Genomic DNA, 17,325 nt, shown 5'->3' on the forward strand with positions numbered 1-17,325 from the left:
GTCCCCGGACCGGGTTACGGGCGGAACCGCAGCACCTGCGGGTCGTGGTCGGAGATCTGGTCGTTGAACTCCGAGTTGATGTGCACGCTGTCGTACTCGAAGTCACAGCCGCGCCGGATCGCCGGGCTGACCAGGATCTGGTCCAGGACCTGCTGGTTGCCCTGGTAGTCGTAGGTGTAACGCTCGCTCTTCGGCAGCGACTTGATCGCCGACCACAGCTCGCCGTCGCCCTCGAGGATCTTCGCGGTCTCGGAGAACTCGAAGTCGTTCATGTCGCCGAGCGCGATGACGTTCGCGTTCTTCTGCACGGACAGGATGTCCTTGACGAACGCGTTCACCTCGGTCGCCTGCGCGTGGCGCTGGATCTCCGAGCTGCGCACCGGCGGCTGGTACTGCGCGGTCAGACCCTGGTCGCCGCCCTTGGAGTTGAGGTGGTTGGCGATCACGAACACGGTCTTGCCGCGGAAGACGAACTCGCCGGCCAGCGGCTTGCGGCTGCTGTTCCAGGCCGCGTTCGCCGGGTCGATCCGGCCCGGCGAAGCCGTCAGCTGGGCCTTGCCGTTGACCTTCGTGACGCCGACGGCGGTGGTGGAGTCGCCGCCCGCGCGGTCCACGAAGGACACCCGCTCGGGGTTGAACAGGAACACCTGGCGGATGTTGCCGCCGGGCTCGCCGCCGTCCTGGTCGTTGACCGGGTTGATCGAGCGCCAGTCGTACTTCGGGCCGCCCGCCGCGACGATCGCGTCGATCAGCTTGTTCACGGTCTGGCTCGCGTCGACCGTGCCGTCGTCCTTGGCGCCGTTGTTGTCCTGGATCTCCTCCAGGGACACGATGTCGGGCGACTGCAGGTTGTTCACGATCGCGGCGGCGTGCTTGTCGAAGGTGGCGTCCGACGGGTCGAGGTTCTCGACGTTGTAGGTCGCCACCGCCAGCTCGCGGCTCGACTGCTTCTGCGTGGTCTCGCGCTCAAGGCCGCCGCTCTCCAGCGTGCCGAGCTTGCTCGCGACCAGGGTGTAGCCGCCGAACTGGTTGAAGTCCAGCGGGCCGGTGGTGGCGCCCTCCAGGGTGTCGCCGACGTTCGCCTTCGGGAAGTCGGCGGTCGCGCCCAGCGACTGGATCTGCAGCCGGCCGGTGTTCTGGGACGCGTAGGAGCCGTAGACCGTGCCGCCGCGGCGGTTGCGGTGCTCCCACGGCTTCACCGTGACCCACAGCTCGCTGTACGGGTCGGTCGCGGTGACCACGCGGGTGTCCTCGACCTGGACGTTCATGCCCTCCAGGGACTCGTAGTAGTCCAGGGCGTACGCCGACGGGTCGAGCGTCAGGCCGTTGATCGAGCCGGCGGCGGCGGTGTCGCCCTGCGGGGCGTACGTGTCCGGCACCGAGTCCTCGTCGATCACGACCGGCGCCGGGACCGCGTTGCCCGTCGAGACGGTGGTGATCGTCGGCTTGGTGATCTCCGTCACCGACTGGTTGCCGGAGGAGGCACCCCCCGGGACGTACTCGGAGACCGTGCCGGTCACCGTGACCGAGTCGCCGACGGCGACCTTCGGTGCGGAGCTGGTGAAGACGAACACGCCCTCACTGGTGGCCGGGTTGTCGTCCGGGGTCGGGTCCTGGATCCAGAAACCTCTGGAGGAGCCGTAGGTGCGCGTGGCCGTGACGACGCCGGGCACGTCCGTGACCTTCTGGCCCGCGAACGGGGATATCCGGGTCGTGCCCTGGACGTCGTGGATGCGCACCGAGTCGGCGTGCGCGGGCGAGGTGAGGACGACGGCCGACGCGGCGGAACAGACGGCGGCGACGGTGAGCGCGGCGAGGCGCGCGGAAGACCTGCTCGGCAAGGGGATCCCTCCGGGGGCGTACGTGAGCGCCGGGACGAGGTGGTGACGGAAGCGTGTGGGGCATGTAGCCCTGTGTGACACGCGTAGAGCAGAGTGAACAGTTGTCCCCCCAACTTCTACGCGCGTCAATCTCCTGCCTGCGCCCGGGAGTTGTCAAGGTTTCGGCCATGTACGAGAGCCGGCGGGGAGATGAACCGGGCGGCATGGGTGGAAATCCGTCTAGGCTGAGCGGTCGAGTCCTTTCACGGTCCGAGGAGAACCAGCCGATGTCAGACAGCTCCCCCCTGCCGCCCGTACGGCTGCACCCCGAAGCGGAGCTGGCGCGCGCCGCGCTGTCCACGCCGTTGCTCTCCCGTGCCGCCCGCCTGGCCCGCTGGGCCGGACCCGACACCCGCGTGGACGCCGGTGGCGGACTGGTGGAGGAACAGCTTCCGGCCGCCGCCGAATTGCTCGGACTGAGCGGGGACGACGCCGCCGCGTACGCCAGCGAGGCCTGGCGGGTGGCCGTGGACGCCGGACTGGTCGAGATCACCGACGAGGAAGCCGGGACCGTGGCGGCCGGGGAGGAGCTGGCGCTGCTGACCGGCGGCTCCCCGCACGACGTGCTCACCGTCTGGCGCTCCGCCCTGGAGACCGTCGTCGCGGACGCGAGCGTGCCCGACCTGGACGGTCTGGTCGACGCTATGGACGAGGGCGGCGAGGTCGATTTCTCGTCACTCGACTGGGACCCGGAGGCCGAGGCGGAGTTCCTCGACGGCGTCCTCGGCAACCTCTACCTGCTGACCGTCAGTGAGGACGGATCCGGCGTCGCTCCGGTGCCGTTGCCCGCCCTCGCCGCCTCGATGATCGTCCCCAGCGACATGGGCGAGCCCACCAACGACGTCCTGGAACAGGTCTCCGACGCGATGATGCGCCTCGACGACCAGTTCCGGATGCTGGAGCCGATCGGTCTGGTGGAGTACCAGCCCGTGGACGAGGCGCTGATGGCCGACGGGGAGGAAGAGCCCGCGGCCCCGATGGACGACACCGACGTCTCCCGCTACGGCATGGTCCGGCTGACCCCGCTCGGCGCCTACGGGCTGCGGGCGCGGCTGCTGGAGGCCGGGTTCGAGGCACCCGCGGTCGGTGAACTCGCCGACAAGGGCGCCGACGTGCTGCTCGACGGCACCGCCCACTTCGGACAGTCCGCCGCCCAGGCCGAGATCGAGCACTGGCTGGCCCGGCGGGAACCGCTCGCCGCGGCACGGGAGTTGCTGGCCGCGGCGCGGGGTGCCGACGCCGGGGCGCCGTTGCGCAGGCTGCGCTGCCAGCAGGCGCTGTCCCTCGTCGGCCCGGAGGCCGAGGACGCGCTGCGGGAGGTGCTGGACGACCCCGAGCTGGGCGGGCTCGCCCGGGTGTGGCTGAGCGAGCGCGGCGCCTCCGACGTGCCCGCACCCTCGCAGGAGCTGGTGTTCTGGCTGACCGTCGACACACTGGCCGCGCAGCTCCAGGCCGAGGGGAACTCCGAGGAGCTGCAGGCGCTGGTGGAGGGGCTCGCCGAACAGCACAGCGGGTTCTTCGCGGCGGCCTGGCGGGTGGAGCACCCCGCCACCGCGGACGTGCTGGAGGCGATGGGGCGGCTGCACCCGGACAAGAAGGTGGCGAAGGAAGCGCGCAAGGCCGCCTTCAAGGCGCGGTCGGCACACGGGGGTTGAGCGGCTCGGCCGATCGCGGACGGTTCGGGCACGGCCCGATGGTGACGGCGATGGTGATGGCGACGGCGTGGTCGAACGCCGTTGCGGCGGAAAAGAGCTGGTGACGCCGGGGAAGAACATGGCCGGTGTTTTGGGTGGCCATGGGTCTGTGCATACGGATTCATGGAACAGGGGTCTCTGAAGTAGCCCGGTGTTCAACCGCCGTTCAAAAGGCGGCGGGAGCGTGAGCGCCGCAACGAGGTCGCCACCCTCCACCCGGCACGCCCACCGTCACAGGAGACACCATGTCGCTCAGCCGCAGGGACTTCGCCAGGAAATCCGCGATCACCGGTGCCGGAGTCGCACTGGCGGGCAGCGTCGGCGCCCTCGCCACCGCCCCGAACGCCCTCGCCGCCACGGACGACATCGAGACCGTGGACGGCGAGTCGGCGCACGGGCACCACGGCGTCGGCTACGGCCCGCTGATCCCGGACCCTGACGGTATCCTCGCGCTTCCCGAGGGCTTCACGTACCGGGTCATCACCTACAGCGGCAGGACCAAGCTGGAGTCGGGTGAGTTCACCCCGTCCAACCACGACGGCACCTCCACCTTCGACGGCCCCCGCGGCGCCACCCTCCTCGTCAACAACCACGAGCTGAAGGGCCCGCGCGCCGGCTGGAAGTACCCGGTCCCGCTCACCGAGGGCCTCGTCTACGACCCCGCCGCCTCCGGTGGCTGCACGGTGGTCGAGGTGCGCCGCGACCACGTCGCCGAGTGGGTCGGCATCGCCGGCACCTCCACCAACTGCGCGGGCGGCAACACCCCGTGGGGCACCTGGCTGACCTGCGAGGAGACCGAGGACAAGGCCGGCCAGAACGGCATGACCAAGGACCACGGCTACGTCTTCGAGGTCGACCCCGAGGACCGCCGGGCCAACCGGGACCCCAAGCCCGTCAAGGCGCTCGGCCGCTACGCCCACGAGGCCGTCGTCGTCGACCCCAAGCGCGGCCACCTGTACCTCACCGAGGACGCTGCCGGCCCCAACGGCCTGCTCTACCGCTGGACCCCGCCGGAGGGCTACCGCCACGGCCGCGGCAAGCTGCGCACCCTCGCCGACGACGCGGGCGTCCTGCAGGCCTTCAAGTGCTTCGACTCCGGCGGCAAGTTCATCGACGACCTCTCCCGCGCGACGAAGATCGGCACCGTCTACGGCGTCGACTGGGTGGACGTCCCGGACCGCGACGCGAGGACGACCTCCGTCCGCAAGCAGTTCACCGAGGGCCAGGTCACCCGCGCCCGCAAGCTCGAAGGCATGTGGTGGGGGGACGGCGGCACCTACATCGTCTCCTCCTACGCCCGTACCGAGAGCCCCGTCCAGCACGACGGCGCCGTCTGGTTCTACGACCCCAAGCGCCGGACCCTGACCCTCAAGGTCCTCCTCGGCGTGAACCCGGACCCGTCCGCCGACAACGGCAACTTCGACGGCCCGGACAACATCACCGTCTCCCCGTACGGCGGCCTGGTCATCGCCGAGGACGGCGAGGGCGTCCAGCACCTGTTCGGCGCCACCGAGAGCGGCCGCACCTACCCGATCGCCCGCAACGACCTGGCGATTACACCAGCCGCTACCGCGGCGGGCGGCACCGCGGAGAAGCCCGAGTACAGCGAGTTCACCGGCGTCACCTTCTCGCCCGACGGCCGCACCCTGTTCGCCAACATCCAGGAGCCCGGCATCATGCTCGCCATCACCGGCCCCTGGAAGCGGCAGAAGTGCGACTGACGTCCCCGCAGTAATTAATTCGCTCGCTCGTCCCGCGGCTCCCCTTCTAGAGTGATCCACGTCCAGGTGCGACAGGCAGGACCTACTTCCACTCTTAATGGGGAGGCCGCGGGTTCGAGTCCCGCCACCGGCTCCACGGGCCGGTGTAGCTCAGGGGATAGAGCACCAACCGTCGGTTCCGCCGACCTCGATCTCTGGACACCGAAAACTTCATGCACCTCCCGGTGCGCAGGCTGCGGTTACTTCTTTTGAAAAGAGAATCGACGACCGCCGCCGAATTGATCTCGGGAGGCGCAGCACATGGTGGGTGTCCGGTGCGCAGGCAGCGGTTACTTCATGGGATCGGGCGGTTGCGGGTTCGAATCCCGTCATCGGCTTCGGGCCGGTGTAGCTCAATCGGTAGAGCACCTGGGAAAGTCCGCCGCCGAGTCCTGATCTCGGACACCCTCCATTTGCTGTGCCTCCCTCCGAAACACGAATGAATTCGGGGGAATTCACCATGGCGCGATTCAACGCGCGTGCCGCCAAGGCACAGCTGAAGTCGGCGGTGACGTCGACGGGCCGTATCCTGCGGACCTACGAGGGCGGCCGGGGTCAGGAGCGCGATCCGCGCTCCGAACTCTTCCTTCTCGCGGTCTCCAACTTCGTCTCGCAGGACACCTTCTACGAGAGCGGCGCCGACCGCGACGACCGGTTCACCCGCCTCCTCCGCGACCTCGCGGTCAGCGACCCGGAGTGGACGGCCGGCCTGCTCGGCTGGCTGCGCGGTGAGGGCAACATGCGGACGGCCTCGATCGTGGGCGCCGCCGAGTACGTGCACGCCCGGCTGACCGCGGGCGCGACCGACGGCCCGTCCAACCGACAGGTCGTGGCATCCGTGCTGCAGCGCCCGGACGAGCCCGGCGAGCTGCTCGCGTACTGGACGGCGACGTACGGACGCGCGGTCCCCAAGCCCGTCAAGCGCGGCGTCGCCGACGCCGTACGACGGCTGTACCACGCCAAGTCGCTGCTCAAGTACGACACCGCGTCCAAGGGTTACCGCTTCGGCGACATCCTCAACCTGGTGCACGCGTCGCCGGAAGCGGACAAGCCGTGGCAGGGCGACCTGTTCCGGTACGCGCTCGACCGGCGGCACAACCCGGACACCGCCGTGCCGCCCGCGTCGAGCCCGGTGCTCACCGCGCACCGCGAGCTGATGGCGCTGCCCGTCGAGCAGCGGCGGGCGGTCGTCACCGCGCCCGGCGGCGCCGAGCGGCTGGCGGCGGCCGGTATCACCTGGGAGGCGCTGGCCGGCTGGCTGCAGGGCCCGATGGACAAGGCGGCCTGGGAGGCCGTGATCCCGTCCATGGGCACGATGGCACTGGTCCGCAATCTGCGGAACTTCGACGGGGCGGGGGTCTCGGACGAGGTCGCCGCCCAGGTCGCGGCGAAGATCAGCGACCCGCAGCAGGTGGCACGCTCGCGGCAGTTCCCCTTCCGCTACCTGGCCGCCTACCGGCACGCGCCCTCGCTGCGCTGGGCGTACCCGCTGGAGCAGGCGCTCGGCCACTCGCTGGCCAACGTGCCCGCGCTGCCGGGCCGGACGCTGGTGCTGGTCGACCGGTCGGGCTCGATGTTCTGGTCGCCGGTGTCCGAGCGCGACCGGCTCACCCGGGCCGACGCGGCGGCGATCTTCGGTACCGCGCTCGCGCTGCGGGCGGCGGACGCCGACCTGGTCGAGTTCGGCTCGACCAGCGCGAAGGTGGAGTTCCGCAAGGGCGAGTCGGTGCTGAAGATCCTGGAGCGCTTCGGCAACCTCGGTGGCACCGACACCACGGAGGCGGTGCGCCGGCACTACCAGAAGCACGACCGGGTGCTGATCGTCACCGACGAGCAGTACTCCCCGCACCAGCAGGGCGACCCGACCGCCCAGATCCCGTCCCGCATCCCGGTCTACACCTGGAACCTGGAGGGCTACCGGGCGGGCCACGGGCCGTCGGGCGCGGGCAACAGGCACACCTTCGGCGGCCTTTCGGACTCGGCCTTCCGGATGGTGTCCCTGCTGGAGGACGCTCGTGACTCCCGCTGGCCGTGGCAGGCCTGACCAGCGGCCGGTGCTGATCGTGGCCCGCACTTCCACGGGGGGTGCGGGCCACACCCTTGCCTGTGCCGCTACTGATATCTAACATTTCAGATCGTGGAGACGCTACGACCCGTTCCCCGCACCCTGCTCCGGGACCGCGCCTACGCGGCGATCCGGGACGCGATCGTGGCCGGGGAGATCGAGCCCGGCGCAGTGGTGCGCGACGCCGACCTCGCCGAGCGGCTGGGACTGTCCCGGGCGCCCGTGCGCGAGGCCTTCGCGCGCCTGGTGGACGAGGGGCTGCTGGAGAGCAAGCCGCAGAGTTACACCCGGGTCACCCCGCTCGTCGCCGCCGACGTACGGGACGCGGCGGCGGTGGTCGGGGCCATGCACGAACTGGCCACCCGGGTCGCCGTGCCCCGGCTGAGCCCGGCGGACCTCGACCGGATGCGTGCGGCGGGCGACCGGTTCGCCACCGCCGTGCGCACCGGTGACGTGGACGATGCCCTGCGTGCCGACGACGAGCTGCACGACGTCCTGGTCCGGGTGAGCGGCAACCGCGCGGCCGCCGCGACCGTCGCCCGCTACACCCCGCTCATCCGCCGCCTGGAGCGGCAGCGCTTCGGCGAGGGCGGCTCGTGCCGCTCGGCCGGGCTGCACGAGCGGCTGATCGAGGCCTGCGCCGACGGTGACGTGGACGGCGCGGTCCGGGTCACGGCGGACATCTGGCGCACCCTCGCAGACCTGGCCGACCCCGACTGAACCTGGAGGTCCCGTGTCCCTGTCTTCCTACGCCCGCTATCCACTGCTGTTCGGCCCCTCGCCCGTACACCCCCTGGAGCGCCTGACCGCCCACCTCGGCGGCGCCGCGCTGTGGGCCAAGCGGGAGGACTGCAACTCCGGGATCGCCTATGGCGGGAACAAGACCCGCAAGCTGGAGTACCTGGTCGCCGACGCGCTCGCGCAGGGCTGCGACACGCTCGTCTCGATCGGCGGGGTGCAGTCCAACCACACCCGCCAGGTCGCCGCCGTCGCGGCCCGCGCCGGGCTCAAGTGCGTGCTGGTGCAGGAGAGCTGGGTGGAGTGGCCGGACTCCGTGTACGACAAGGTGGGCAACATCCTGATCAGCAGGCTCGCCGGGGCCGAGGTGCGGCTGGTGCGGGCCGGGTTCGGGATCGGGTTCAAGGAGAGCTGGGAGCAGGCGCTGAGGGACGTGGAAGAGGCGGGCGGGAAGCCGTACGCCATTCCGGCCGGCGCCTCCGACCATCCGCTCGGCGGCCTCGGCTTCGCCCGTTGGGCTCATGAAGTCGCCGAACAGGAGAAGGAGTTGGGCGTCTTCTTCGACACGGTGGTCGTGTGCTCGGTCACCGGCTCGACGCAGGCGGGCATGGTCGCCGGATTCCGGTCCCTGGAGGAGGCGGGCGGCCGGCCGCGCCGGGTGCTCGGCATCGACGCCTCGGCCGAGCCCGCACGTACCCGCGGGCAGATCGCCCGGATCGCCCACGCCACCGGCCGACTCATCGGCGTCAAGGGTGAGTTGACCGTCGAGCTGGACGAGCGGTACCACGCGGGGACGTACGGGATTCCCGACGAGTCCACCCTGGACGCCATGCGGCTCGCCGCCCGTACCGAGGGCATGGTCACCGACCCCGTCTACGAGGGCAAGTCCATGGCCGGGCTCGTCGACCTCGTCCGGCGCGGCGAGATCGGCCCGGACTCGACGGTGCTCTACGCCCACCTGGGCGGCCAGCCCGCGCTCAACGCGTACAGCGCGCTGTTCTAGGCGGTACATGGTTCTAGGCGGTACACGGCGGGCGGCCCGGGTGCGGCCGGGCAGCGGCCGTCGGCGGGCAGGGTCATGATGGCGGTGTGCCCTGCCCCTCGACGCCCGGCCCGGGCGGCGCCCTCGCCCGTCCGGAGTCGGCCCCCACGCCCCGGACCGCCGTGGCCTGGCTTCCCCCGGCCGAACTGTGGCCCGCCATCCAGCGCATCCGAGCCGAGCACGACCCGCAGATCCGCCGCTGGCCACCCCATGTGAACCTGGTCTTCGGCTTCGTACCGGAGGAGGACTTCCCGGCGGCGCTTCCGCTGCTGGCCGCCGCGGCCGCCGCGTGCGAGCCCTTCGACATCCGGCTCAGCGGGGTCCGCTTCTTCCGTCACCGGTCCTACGCCACCGTGTGGCTCGACCCCGCGGCGGCCGGCGCAGCGCCCTGGACGGAGCTTCAGCGCACGCTCGCGGAGCCCTTCCCGTACTGCGTGGACCGCTTCCCGCGCTTCACCCCGCACCTCTCGCTCGGGCGCACCCACGTCCCGCGCGTCCTCGCGGCCGAATGCGCCGCCCGGCTCGACGTGCTGCACGCGCGCGTGGCCGGGATCGAACTGCTCTCCCGCCGCGGTGACGGCCCCATGCGGACGCGTGCCACGATCGGCCTGGGCACCGGCGAGGTGCGCCGTACTCCGGGGCCGGACCCGGTGGGTGGCGGGTACGAGCCGCCGGAGCGGCACTGACCGGACCGCGGTGAGCCTTTCGTGGTGCTCGATAATCTGCGGAGAGGATCCCCGGTCGGCGAGGAGCATCTGGATGGCGCAGGTCAGACCCATGCGTGCGGACGCTCGGCGTAACCACGAGCGGTTGCTGAAGGTGGCGGCCGAGGCCTTCGCCGAGCATGGGGAGAACGCCTCGCTGGACGACATCGCCAAGCGCGCCGGTGTCGGCTCCGGCACGCTCTACCGGCACTTCCCGACCCGGCAGGCGCTGCTGGAGGCCGCGTACGTGGACCGGATCCAGGCCATGGCGGCCCGGGCCGACGAGTTCGCCGCGGCACTTCCGCCGGGCGAGGCGCTGGTGGAGTGGCTCAACGAGGTGTGCGTCGGGACGATCCAGGTGCGCGGCATGAAGACGCTCCTGGGCTCGGCCGTCACCGACGGCAGCTCCGTCGCGGCCACGGCCTGTGGCACGCATCTGCAGGAGGCGGCGCGGCGGCTGGTGGAGGCGGCGCAGCGGGAGGGCAGCCTGCGCGGGGACGTCGAGCCGATCGAGGTGCTGCGGCTGGCGCATGGCGTGGCGTCGGCGTCGGAGCTGGCGAGCGGGCAGGGGCAGCAGATACGGCGCTATCTGTCCCTGCTCACGGAGGGGCTTCGCTCGCGCGGGGAGGCCTGACAACCGGGCGCCCCCTGACCGGCGGGGGCGCCGATGGCTGTGCCGTACGACCGCTTACAGGGCCCGTGCTCCCGGCTCGACCATGTTGCGTACCGTGCGTGCCTTCACGAAGTCGCCCATTGCCGTCATGTCCCACTCGCCGGAGAACTGGCGGATGAGCTTGGCCATCATGACGCCGGTCTGCGGTTCGGCGTTGGTGAGGTCGAAGCGGACCAGCTCCTCTCCCGTGGCCGCGTCCACCAGGCGGCAGTAGGCCTTGGCGACCTCCGTGAACTTCTGGCCGGAGAAGGAGTTGACCGTGAAGACCAGGCCGGTGACCTCCTGGGGGAGGCGGCCGAGGTCGACCGTGATCACCTCGTCGTCGCCCCCGCCCTCGCCGGTGAGGTTGTCACCCGAGTGTCTGATCGCGCCGTTCAGGATCGTCAGCTTGCCGAAGTAGCAGCTGTCGACGGCGTTGCGCTGCGGGCCGTAGGCGATGACCGAGGCGTCCAGGTCGATGTCCCTGCTGTGGAACGCGGGCTCCCAGCCGAGGCCCATCTGCACCACGGAGAGCAGCGGACGGCCGCCCTTGACCAGGGAGACGGTCTGGTTCTTCTGGAGGCTGACCCGGCCCTTGTCCAGGTTGATCTTCCCGGCGCCGGGCACCGGGGCGGGCGGAGCGGGCGGTGCCGCAGGAACGGGCGGTGCGACAGGTGCCTGCGCGGCGGGGGCCGGCGGTGCGGCCGGTGCCGCCGCCGGTGCCGCGGCGGGCTCCTCCACCGTCACACCGAAGTCCGTCGCGATGCCGGCCAGGCCGTTGGCGTACCCCTGGCCGACGGCGCGGGCCTTCCACTGGCCGTTGCGCCGGTAGATCTCCACGATCACCAGCGCCGTCTCCGTGCCGAGCTGCGGTGGCGTGAACGTGGCCAGGACCGAGCCGCCGTCCGCGTCCCGGATCGTGGCCGTCGGCTCGATGCCCTGGAAGGTCTGGCCGGCCGCGTCCGGGCTGGCCGTGACCACGATCTTCTCGATGTCCGGCGGCACGGCGCCGGTGTCGACCGTGATCGCGTCGGGCGCCGCGCCACCACCGGACGTGTACGTCACGCCCGGCCCGGCGGGCTGGTTGTAGAAGATGAAGTCGTCGTCGGAGCGCACCTTGCCGTCGCCGGTGAGCAGCAGGCCCGACACGTCGAGCCGCACCGGCGCGGAGACGTCCACCGTCACGCGGGCGGCCGACAGGGAGATGTTCGAGCCTGGGGTCATAGCTGTCATGCCTGAGGTAACGAGCGGAAGCGCTTTACCGTTCCCTTACCCGGGGAACGGCCCGCTCGGTTCGCGGCGACGACCTCGTCCAGCCAGGTCAGCGGATGCTCGGCGGGCCACGTCAGGAGCCGGTCCTGATCGGCGGGGTCACGGGCTTCGTGATAGCGGAAGACGAGGTCGTCGGCGTGGCGGCCGAGGATCTCGATCTTGCCGGTGGCGTGCGAGGCGACGAGGCGGAAGCGCTTGGCCAGGCCGTTGAGCCGGGCGCGGGCGGCCGTGATGATGTCCACGGCCTCCGCGAGCGGCACGGCGTAGCGCTCGTTGCCGTGGGTCGGCCGGCACAGGAACACGTAGTAAGGCGCCGTGCCGGTCGAGGCCAGACGCCGTTGCAGCCGGGCGAGTTCCTCGGGGTCGTCGTTGACGCCGCGCAGGAGGGGGGTCTGGTTGGTCAGGACGAGGCCCGCCTCCTGCAGCCGGGCCGTGGCGGCCAGGGCCTCGGGGGTGAGTTCCCGGCTGTGGGTGAAGTGGCACATCACGTGGGTGCGGGCGTCGGCGCGGGCGGCCGAGGCTAGGGTGCCGGCCAGCTCCGGAGTGATCCGCGCGGGGTCGAAGGCGGGGACCTTGGTGCCGATCCGGATGACGTCGACGTGGGGCACGGAGCGGACCTCGGCCAGCGCCGAGGCCAGCCGGGAAGGAGAGAGCATCAGGGGGTCGCCGCCGGTGAGGAGGACGTTGTCGATCTCCGGATGGGCGCGGATGTAGCGCACGCCCTCGCTGATGTCGAAGGTCGTCTCGCGTTCGGCGCTGTCCAGTTCGCCTTCCGGACGCAGATGGTGCGCGGGGTCGGTGGCGAGGGTGAAACGCTTGCGGAAGCAGAAGCGGCAGTAGGTCGCGCAGACGTCGGTGAGCAGCAGCAGGGCGGTCGGCGGGTACTTGTGCTGCAGACCGCGCACCCGGGTGTTGGCGGCCTCGTCGCTGGGGTCGAAGTCCAGGGTGTCGGACAGTTCCTCGACCTCCGGCATGACGATCAGCCGCAGCGGATCACGCGGGTCGCTCCAGTCGATGAGGCCGGCGTAGTAGGGGGTGATCCGGAACTCGAACTCGCGAACGACCGCCGCGCGCGCCCGGGCTTCGCCCGGGGGCAGGCCGTCGACCCGGGACAGGTCCCTGATCACCGCGTTCGGACGGTGCTCACGCGCCATTGCTCCCGCTCCCCTCTCCGTCGCCGCCCGCCGTGACCGTGGCCGCCGGGGCCTGTCCCGGCGCGGTTCCGGAGCCGGGCCCGGACGCCGGAGCGGGTGGTGGAACACCGTTCTTCAGCACCGTGCCCCGGCTGTACGTCACCGTCATCCATACGATGTCCCGAGCGCTCACGATCATCACGTGCGCCTCGGGAAGCGCCGTCTCCTCGGTCGCGCCGCTGGATCTGAGCCTGATCTCGCCGCGCAGCAGCAGATCACGGTCGCCGGTCTCGGCCGACATCCGGCTGTGGCTGAGCAGCGTCCCGGCCACATGCGAGCCGTCCCGCAGTCGGCAGCCGACGTAGATCCTCGAATCGACGTAGTCGTGGATACGGTGCCGGGCCGGATACGCCTGGAACGCCCACCACCACCCCGGCCGCTCGGCGCGGTTGTCGGTACGTCGGACCGCGGCAAGTCCGTAGCCCAGCGCGCTCGCGAGCCCCAGGAGCCCGGCTCCCCACAGCGCCACGGACAGTGCGTTCCCCGTCAGGTGGGCGGGATCGCCACGCAGTGCCTTCACATCGGGGACGGCGTGCGGCGCGAGGCGCGCGAACAGCAGGAACACGACGCCGACCACCCAGTCCGCCAGGACGCTCACGAGCACGATCGCGGTGGTCTCGGCCAGGGCCGAGCGATCGTAGGCCGGCACGTCACGGGCATGGCGGCGCTGGTACACGAATCCGGGGGCCAGCAACGTGAGGAACAGGACCAGGCCGGTCAGGTTGGTCGGCATCGAATCCTCTCGGAGCTTGGTCGACCGGGCGTGGACGAGGTGCCGAAATCAGGATCGATGTGACGGGGCCGGGGCCGTTTTCCGGGCCGGTGTCGATGGCCGTGGCAGTGGGTACAAGGCCTGGCACCCACGGTAGTGGCTCCGTGTCGAGACTGTCACCGGGCCTTCAGGTGCGGAGGTTTGTCCATGGCCGACGAAGCCGACGACGGCTTGAGTTGCGACCCATCCGACTTCGAAGGGGACGTCCCCGAGCTGCCCGAAAACGGCCTGCGCGGCGGCCATGCCACGGTCGGCGAGGAGGCGTTACCGGATTTCGCAGTCGGCATCCCCCTGCCGCCGGCACCCCCGGTGCCACCGGCGCAGCCACCCGACTCGGCGACGACGGACTGAGGGCGGGGTCCGATGGGGGGCGAGGGGGAAGTACGGCGCCCGACCGAGCGGTTGCTGGCCGATCTGCGTACGGCACTGGCCCGGTTCGGCCTGCTCAGCGACGAGGCGGAGGCCGCCGCGGTGCGGTTGATGGCGGTGACGGACCTGCGTCAGGAGTCGGAGGAGCGGACCGCACTGCTGCACTACTACTACAACAGGGCTTTCGACGACGGCCCGGCAGGCACCGCGGCGCTGGAAGTCTGGCGACGACTGCTCGAGGTGGTGTCTCCGGGATGGAACGACGACCTCGATCCGAACGACGACAGCACCGTCGTCTTCGACATGAGCACCGGAAGGATCATCGGCCCGGACGGCTCCCCACTGATGCCGGACGAGGCGGACGAAGTGTATGAGGCGAACGAGGCCGGCTACATCCTGCTCGGTCAGGTCCAGGAACTGATCGATGCCTACTACACCGAGGGTGACCCCTCGCTGCTGGTGCGTGCCGTGGCCAAGCTGCTGGAGTCCGACGGCACCGATCCCGCCCATCTGCACGCGGCAGTGGTTTTCGGTGCCGGGCTGGGCCGGATCGCCAGGACCGAGCACGACCCGCGGATGGCCGTGCTGTCGGTCACTCTGCTGGAGTGGGCCTGCGACCGGGACCCGGAACCGGACCCCCGGAACCTGGCCCAGCTCGGCAGCCACCTGGACACCCTCTACGACCTGACCCTCGACCAGGACACGATCCTGCGAGCCATCGAGGTGCGCCGCGCCGCCCTGGACATGGTGGACGAGGACTCGCCGGACCACCCCAACATCGAGGGCGATCTCTGCGCCGGGCTGTGGACCTACGGCCGGAACACGGACGTCACGGCGCTCGACGAGGCGCTGGCGCGACTGCCCCACGTCATCGCCCACCCCGCGCTGGACCCCTCGATACGGCCGGGATGGATCTGGAACCTGGGCACGGTTCTGCGCGATCGCGGAGTGCTGGCCTCGGACGGGGGATCGATCTCCGAAGCGATGGGTGTGCACGAGTGGGCGTTGCGCGAAGCCGAGGAGCACGGCTGGCCGGAAGAGCAGACGTTCGAGATCCGCTGGTCGCAGGCCACCACGATCCACAGCTGGTGGGCGTACTCGCACAATCCCGACGCGGGCGACGACTCCGTCCGTATGTTCCGGGATCTCCTGGACGAGATCCCACCGCACAGCCCGCGGCTGGCCCCGGCGCTCAACGACTTCGGTATCGCCCTGCAGTCCATGCCCTACGGCGACGGCTCGGCCGCCCGGGAGTCCGCAGCCGTGCTGCGGCACGCGCTGACCCTGATCGGACCCGGCGACGCGATACGGCCGCGCGTGCTGGCCAACCTGGTGGCCTCGCTGTGGGCGCCGGCCGACCATGGCACCGTCCTGTCCGCGGCCGAGATCGACGAGCTGACAGCCCTGGCCACCGAGTCGGTCGAGACGACTCCCGACGGCAGCCCCGAGCTCGGACACCGGCTCAACCATCTGGGCCGGGCCCACTCCCTCCGATTCGAGCGGCACCACGACAGCACGGATCTGGATGCCGCCGTCGAGGCCTACCGCCACTCGGCCGAGTACGAGTCCTCACCCCTGTGGGTGCGGTGGAACTCCGCCTACAGCTGGGTCGAAACCGCGACGGCGGCAGCGGCCTGGGAGTCGGCGGCGCAGGGCTGTGTCCGCCTGGTCGGGCTGATCCCGCTGGCCGGCGGCGAGTTGGTGCGGCGCCGGGACCGCGAGCTCCAGCTGATCAGACTGGGCGACGCGCTGCGGGACGGGGCTGCGGCCGCTCTCCATGCCGGGCAGGCCGAACTCGCGCTGCAATTGCTGGAATCGGGGCGGGGTGTGCTGCTGCGCCATGCGATGGTCCGGGCAGCCGCGGTCGAGGAGCTGCGCGAGAAGGCGCCCGCCCTTGTCGACACGTACGTGGCCCTGCGCAGGACCCTCGATCAGGACGACGGCTCGCTGCAGTTGGTCCGCTCCGTCGGGGACACGGCGCGCCGTGTCGAAGCCGCCCGGCATCTCCGGGACCTGATCGAGCACATCAGGACCCTGCCCGGTCTCGCGGACTTCCCAGCGACCGGGGCGTCCCCTGCGACTGACACGTCGACTCGGACCGCGGTGGTGCTGAACCTGAGCCGTTACCGCAGCGACGCGATCATCGTGGGAGCCGGTGGCGGCCGGCCGGTCGTGGTGCCCCTGCCGCTGGTGACGCCGGACAGTGTGGCGGCGCAGGTCAGTGCCCTGTACGGCGCGCTGGACCGGCGCGGTCCCACCAGGGCCGAGGGGGGAGGCGGGGAGGAGACCGAGCGGGCCGTGGCGTCCGTCCTCGCATGGACCTGGGACGCCGTTGTCGCGCCCGTCCTGGCCGCGCTCGGGTGGGACCACCGGTCGCCCGCGGCGTCGCGCCCGTGCCTGTGGTGGTCACCGACCGGCGCGCTGACGCTGCTTCCGCTGCATGCCGCGCTGCGGCCCGCCGACGGCTCCGCCGCGAAGCTGTGCGCGCTGGAATGCGTCGTCTCCTCCTACACCCCCACCCTCGCCGCGCTGCGGAAACCCGCGATGCCGGCCGCGCCGGCCCGGTCGGCGTCCGTGGTGGCGATACCGGTGACGCCGGGACAGCCGGACCTGCCGGGCGTACTGGCCGAGGCGAAGGCGGTGGCCGACTGCTACCCCGGCTCGGTTCCGCTCGTCGGGGCCGACGCGACGCACACCGCGGTGGCCTCGGCGCTGTCCCGTGCGGCGATCGCGCACTTCGCCTGCCACGGCGTCAACGTCCCGGACGACCCCTCCCGCAGCGGTCTGGTGCTCGCCGACGGCGCGTTGTCCGTGGCCGAGCTGTCGGTCCAGGACCTGGAGGGTCACGCCTTCCTGGCGTATCTGTCGGCCTGCGACACGGCCCGGGGCGGCACCGTCCTCACGGACGAGGCCATCACGCTCTGCGCCGGCCTGGTGCTGGCCGGATTCAGGCACGCGGTCGGGACGCTGTGGCCGGTCGACGACGCGGCGGCCGCGTTTCTCGCGGGCAGGTTCCACCAGGCGTTGGCCCGGCGGCTGAGCCGGGGTGAAGCCGTGGAGCCCGCCAGAATGCTGAACCGGCTGGCGGAGTGGGCCTCGGGAGGCTGGCCGGACCGGCCCAGCCGCTGGGCGACGCTGATCCACTTCGGCGGCTGAGCGGTCGCGGGCGGACATCCGCCCGCCT

The 17,325-nt window shown here is 71.3% G+C and carries 13 protein-coding genes; 9 read left to right on the forward strand and 4 right to left on the reverse strand.

The features are described 5' to 3' along the window. Positions 1–14 precede the first annotated feature (14 nt). The gene (locus ACIF83_RS22285) at positions 15–1,841 is read right to left on the reverse strand and encodes an endonuclease/exonuclease/phosphatase family protein (protein WP_399729211.1); all 1,827 of its coding nucleotides are present in this window, start codon (positions 1,839–1,841) and stop codon (positions 15–17) included. Between the two features lie 266 nt (positions 1,842–2,107). Between ACIF83_RS22285 and ACIF83_RS22290 the strand changes: the two genes are divergently transcribed. The 7 genes from ACIF83_RS22290 (at position 2,108) to ACIF83_RS22320 (ending at position 10,517) form a co-directional block, all read left to right on the forward strand. Beyond that, complete coding sequence (locus tag ACIF83_RS22290) at positions 2,108–3,535, forward strand: hypothetical protein (protein ID WP_398138610.1); 1,428 nt, start codon at positions 2,108–2,110, stop codon at positions 3,533–3,535. 284 nt (positions 3,536–3,819) lie between these two features. Then, positions 3,820–5,295, forward strand: a complete 1,476-nt coding sequence (locus ACIF83_RS22295) for an alkaline phosphatase PhoX (RefSeq protein ID WP_393481859.1) — start codon at positions 3,820–3,822, stop codon at positions 5,293–5,295. Positions 5,296–5,794: 499 nt separating this feature from the next. Then, positions 5,795–7,378: a TROVE domain-containing protein gene (locus tag ACIF83_RS22300; RefSeq protein ID WP_393481862.1), complete on the forward strand. Its 1,584-nt coding sequence runs from the start codon at positions 5,795–5,797 to the stop codon at positions 7,376–7,378. A 93-nt stretch (positions 7,379–7,471) separates the two neighbouring features. Then, on the forward strand, positions 7,472–8,119 hold the full coding sequence (locus ACIF83_RS22305) for a GntR family transcriptional regulator (protein WP_393481865.1): 648 nt from the start codon (positions 7,472–7,474) through the stop codon (positions 8,117–8,119). 13 nt (positions 8,120–8,132) lie between these two features. Continuing rightward, positions 8,133–9,140 carry a 1-aminocyclopropane-1-carboxylate deaminase gene (locus ACIF83_RS22310; RefSeq protein WP_393481868.1) on the forward strand — a complete coding sequence of 336 codons (1,008 nt, stop codon included), beginning with the start codon at positions 8,133–8,135 and terminating at the stop codon, positions 9,138–9,140. Between the two features lie 86 nt (positions 9,141–9,226). Continuing rightward, positions 9,227–9,865: a 2'-5' RNA ligase family protein gene (locus tag ACIF83_RS22315; RefSeq protein ID WP_399729216.1), complete on the forward strand. Its 639-nt coding sequence runs from the start codon at positions 9,227–9,229 to the stop codon at positions 9,863–9,865. 73 nt (positions 9,866–9,938) lie between these two features. Then, complete coding sequence (locus ACIF83_RS22320; protein ID WP_393481873.1) at positions 9,939–10,517, forward strand: TetR/AcrR family transcriptional regulator; 579 nt, start codon at positions 9,939–9,941, stop codon at positions 10,515–10,517. Positions 10,518–10,571: 54 nt separating this feature from the next. Here ACIF83_RS22320 and ACIF83_RS22325 read toward each other — a convergent pair whose 3' ends face one another. The 3 genes from ACIF83_RS22325 to ACIF83_RS22335 are packed head-to-tail and all read right to left on the reverse strand — an operon-like array spanning position 10,572 to position 13,733. Further along, positions 10,572–11,759, reverse strand: coding sequence for a TerD family protein (locus ACIF83_RS22325; protein ID WP_393481876.1), 1,188 nt, complete (start codon positions 11,757–11,759; stop codon positions 10,572–10,574). Between the two features lie 5 nt (positions 11,760–11,764). After that, entirely contained in the window at positions 11,765–12,961 is a 1,197-nt protein-coding gene (locus ACIF83_RS22330; RefSeq protein WP_393481879.1) for a KamA family radical SAM protein, read from the reverse strand. Then, positions 12,951–13,733: a DUF6338 family protein gene (locus tag ACIF83_RS22335; protein ID WP_398138616.1), complete on the reverse strand. Its 783-nt coding sequence runs from the start codon at positions 13,731–13,733 to the stop codon at positions 12,951–12,953. The genes ACIF83_RS22330 and ACIF83_RS22335 overlap by 11 nt, the downstream gene beginning before the upstream one ends. Positions 13,734–13,919: 186 nt before the next feature. Between ACIF83_RS22335 and ACIF83_RS22340 the strand changes: the two genes are divergently transcribed. Both ACIF83_RS22340 and ACIF83_RS22345 read left to right on the forward strand, forming a co-directional pair. Further along, positions 13,920–14,123 (forward strand): hypothetical protein, encoded by a 204-nt coding sequence (locus ACIF83_RS22340; RefSeq protein WP_393481885.1) that lies wholly within the window; start codon positions 13,920–13,922, stop codon positions 14,121–14,123. Between the two features lie 12 nt (positions 14,124–14,135). Further along, positions 14,136–17,297, forward strand: coding sequence for a CHAT domain-containing protein (locus ACIF83_RS22345; protein ID WP_399729221.1), 3,162 nt, complete (start codon positions 14,136–14,138; stop codon positions 17,295–17,297). Positions 17,298–17,325 lie beyond the last annotated feature (28 nt).

The sequence above is a fragment of the Streptomyces sp. NPDC085866 genome, from assembly GCF_044541035.1.
GTDB lineage: Bacteria > Actinomycetota > Actinomycetes > Streptomycetales > Streptomycetaceae > Streptomyces.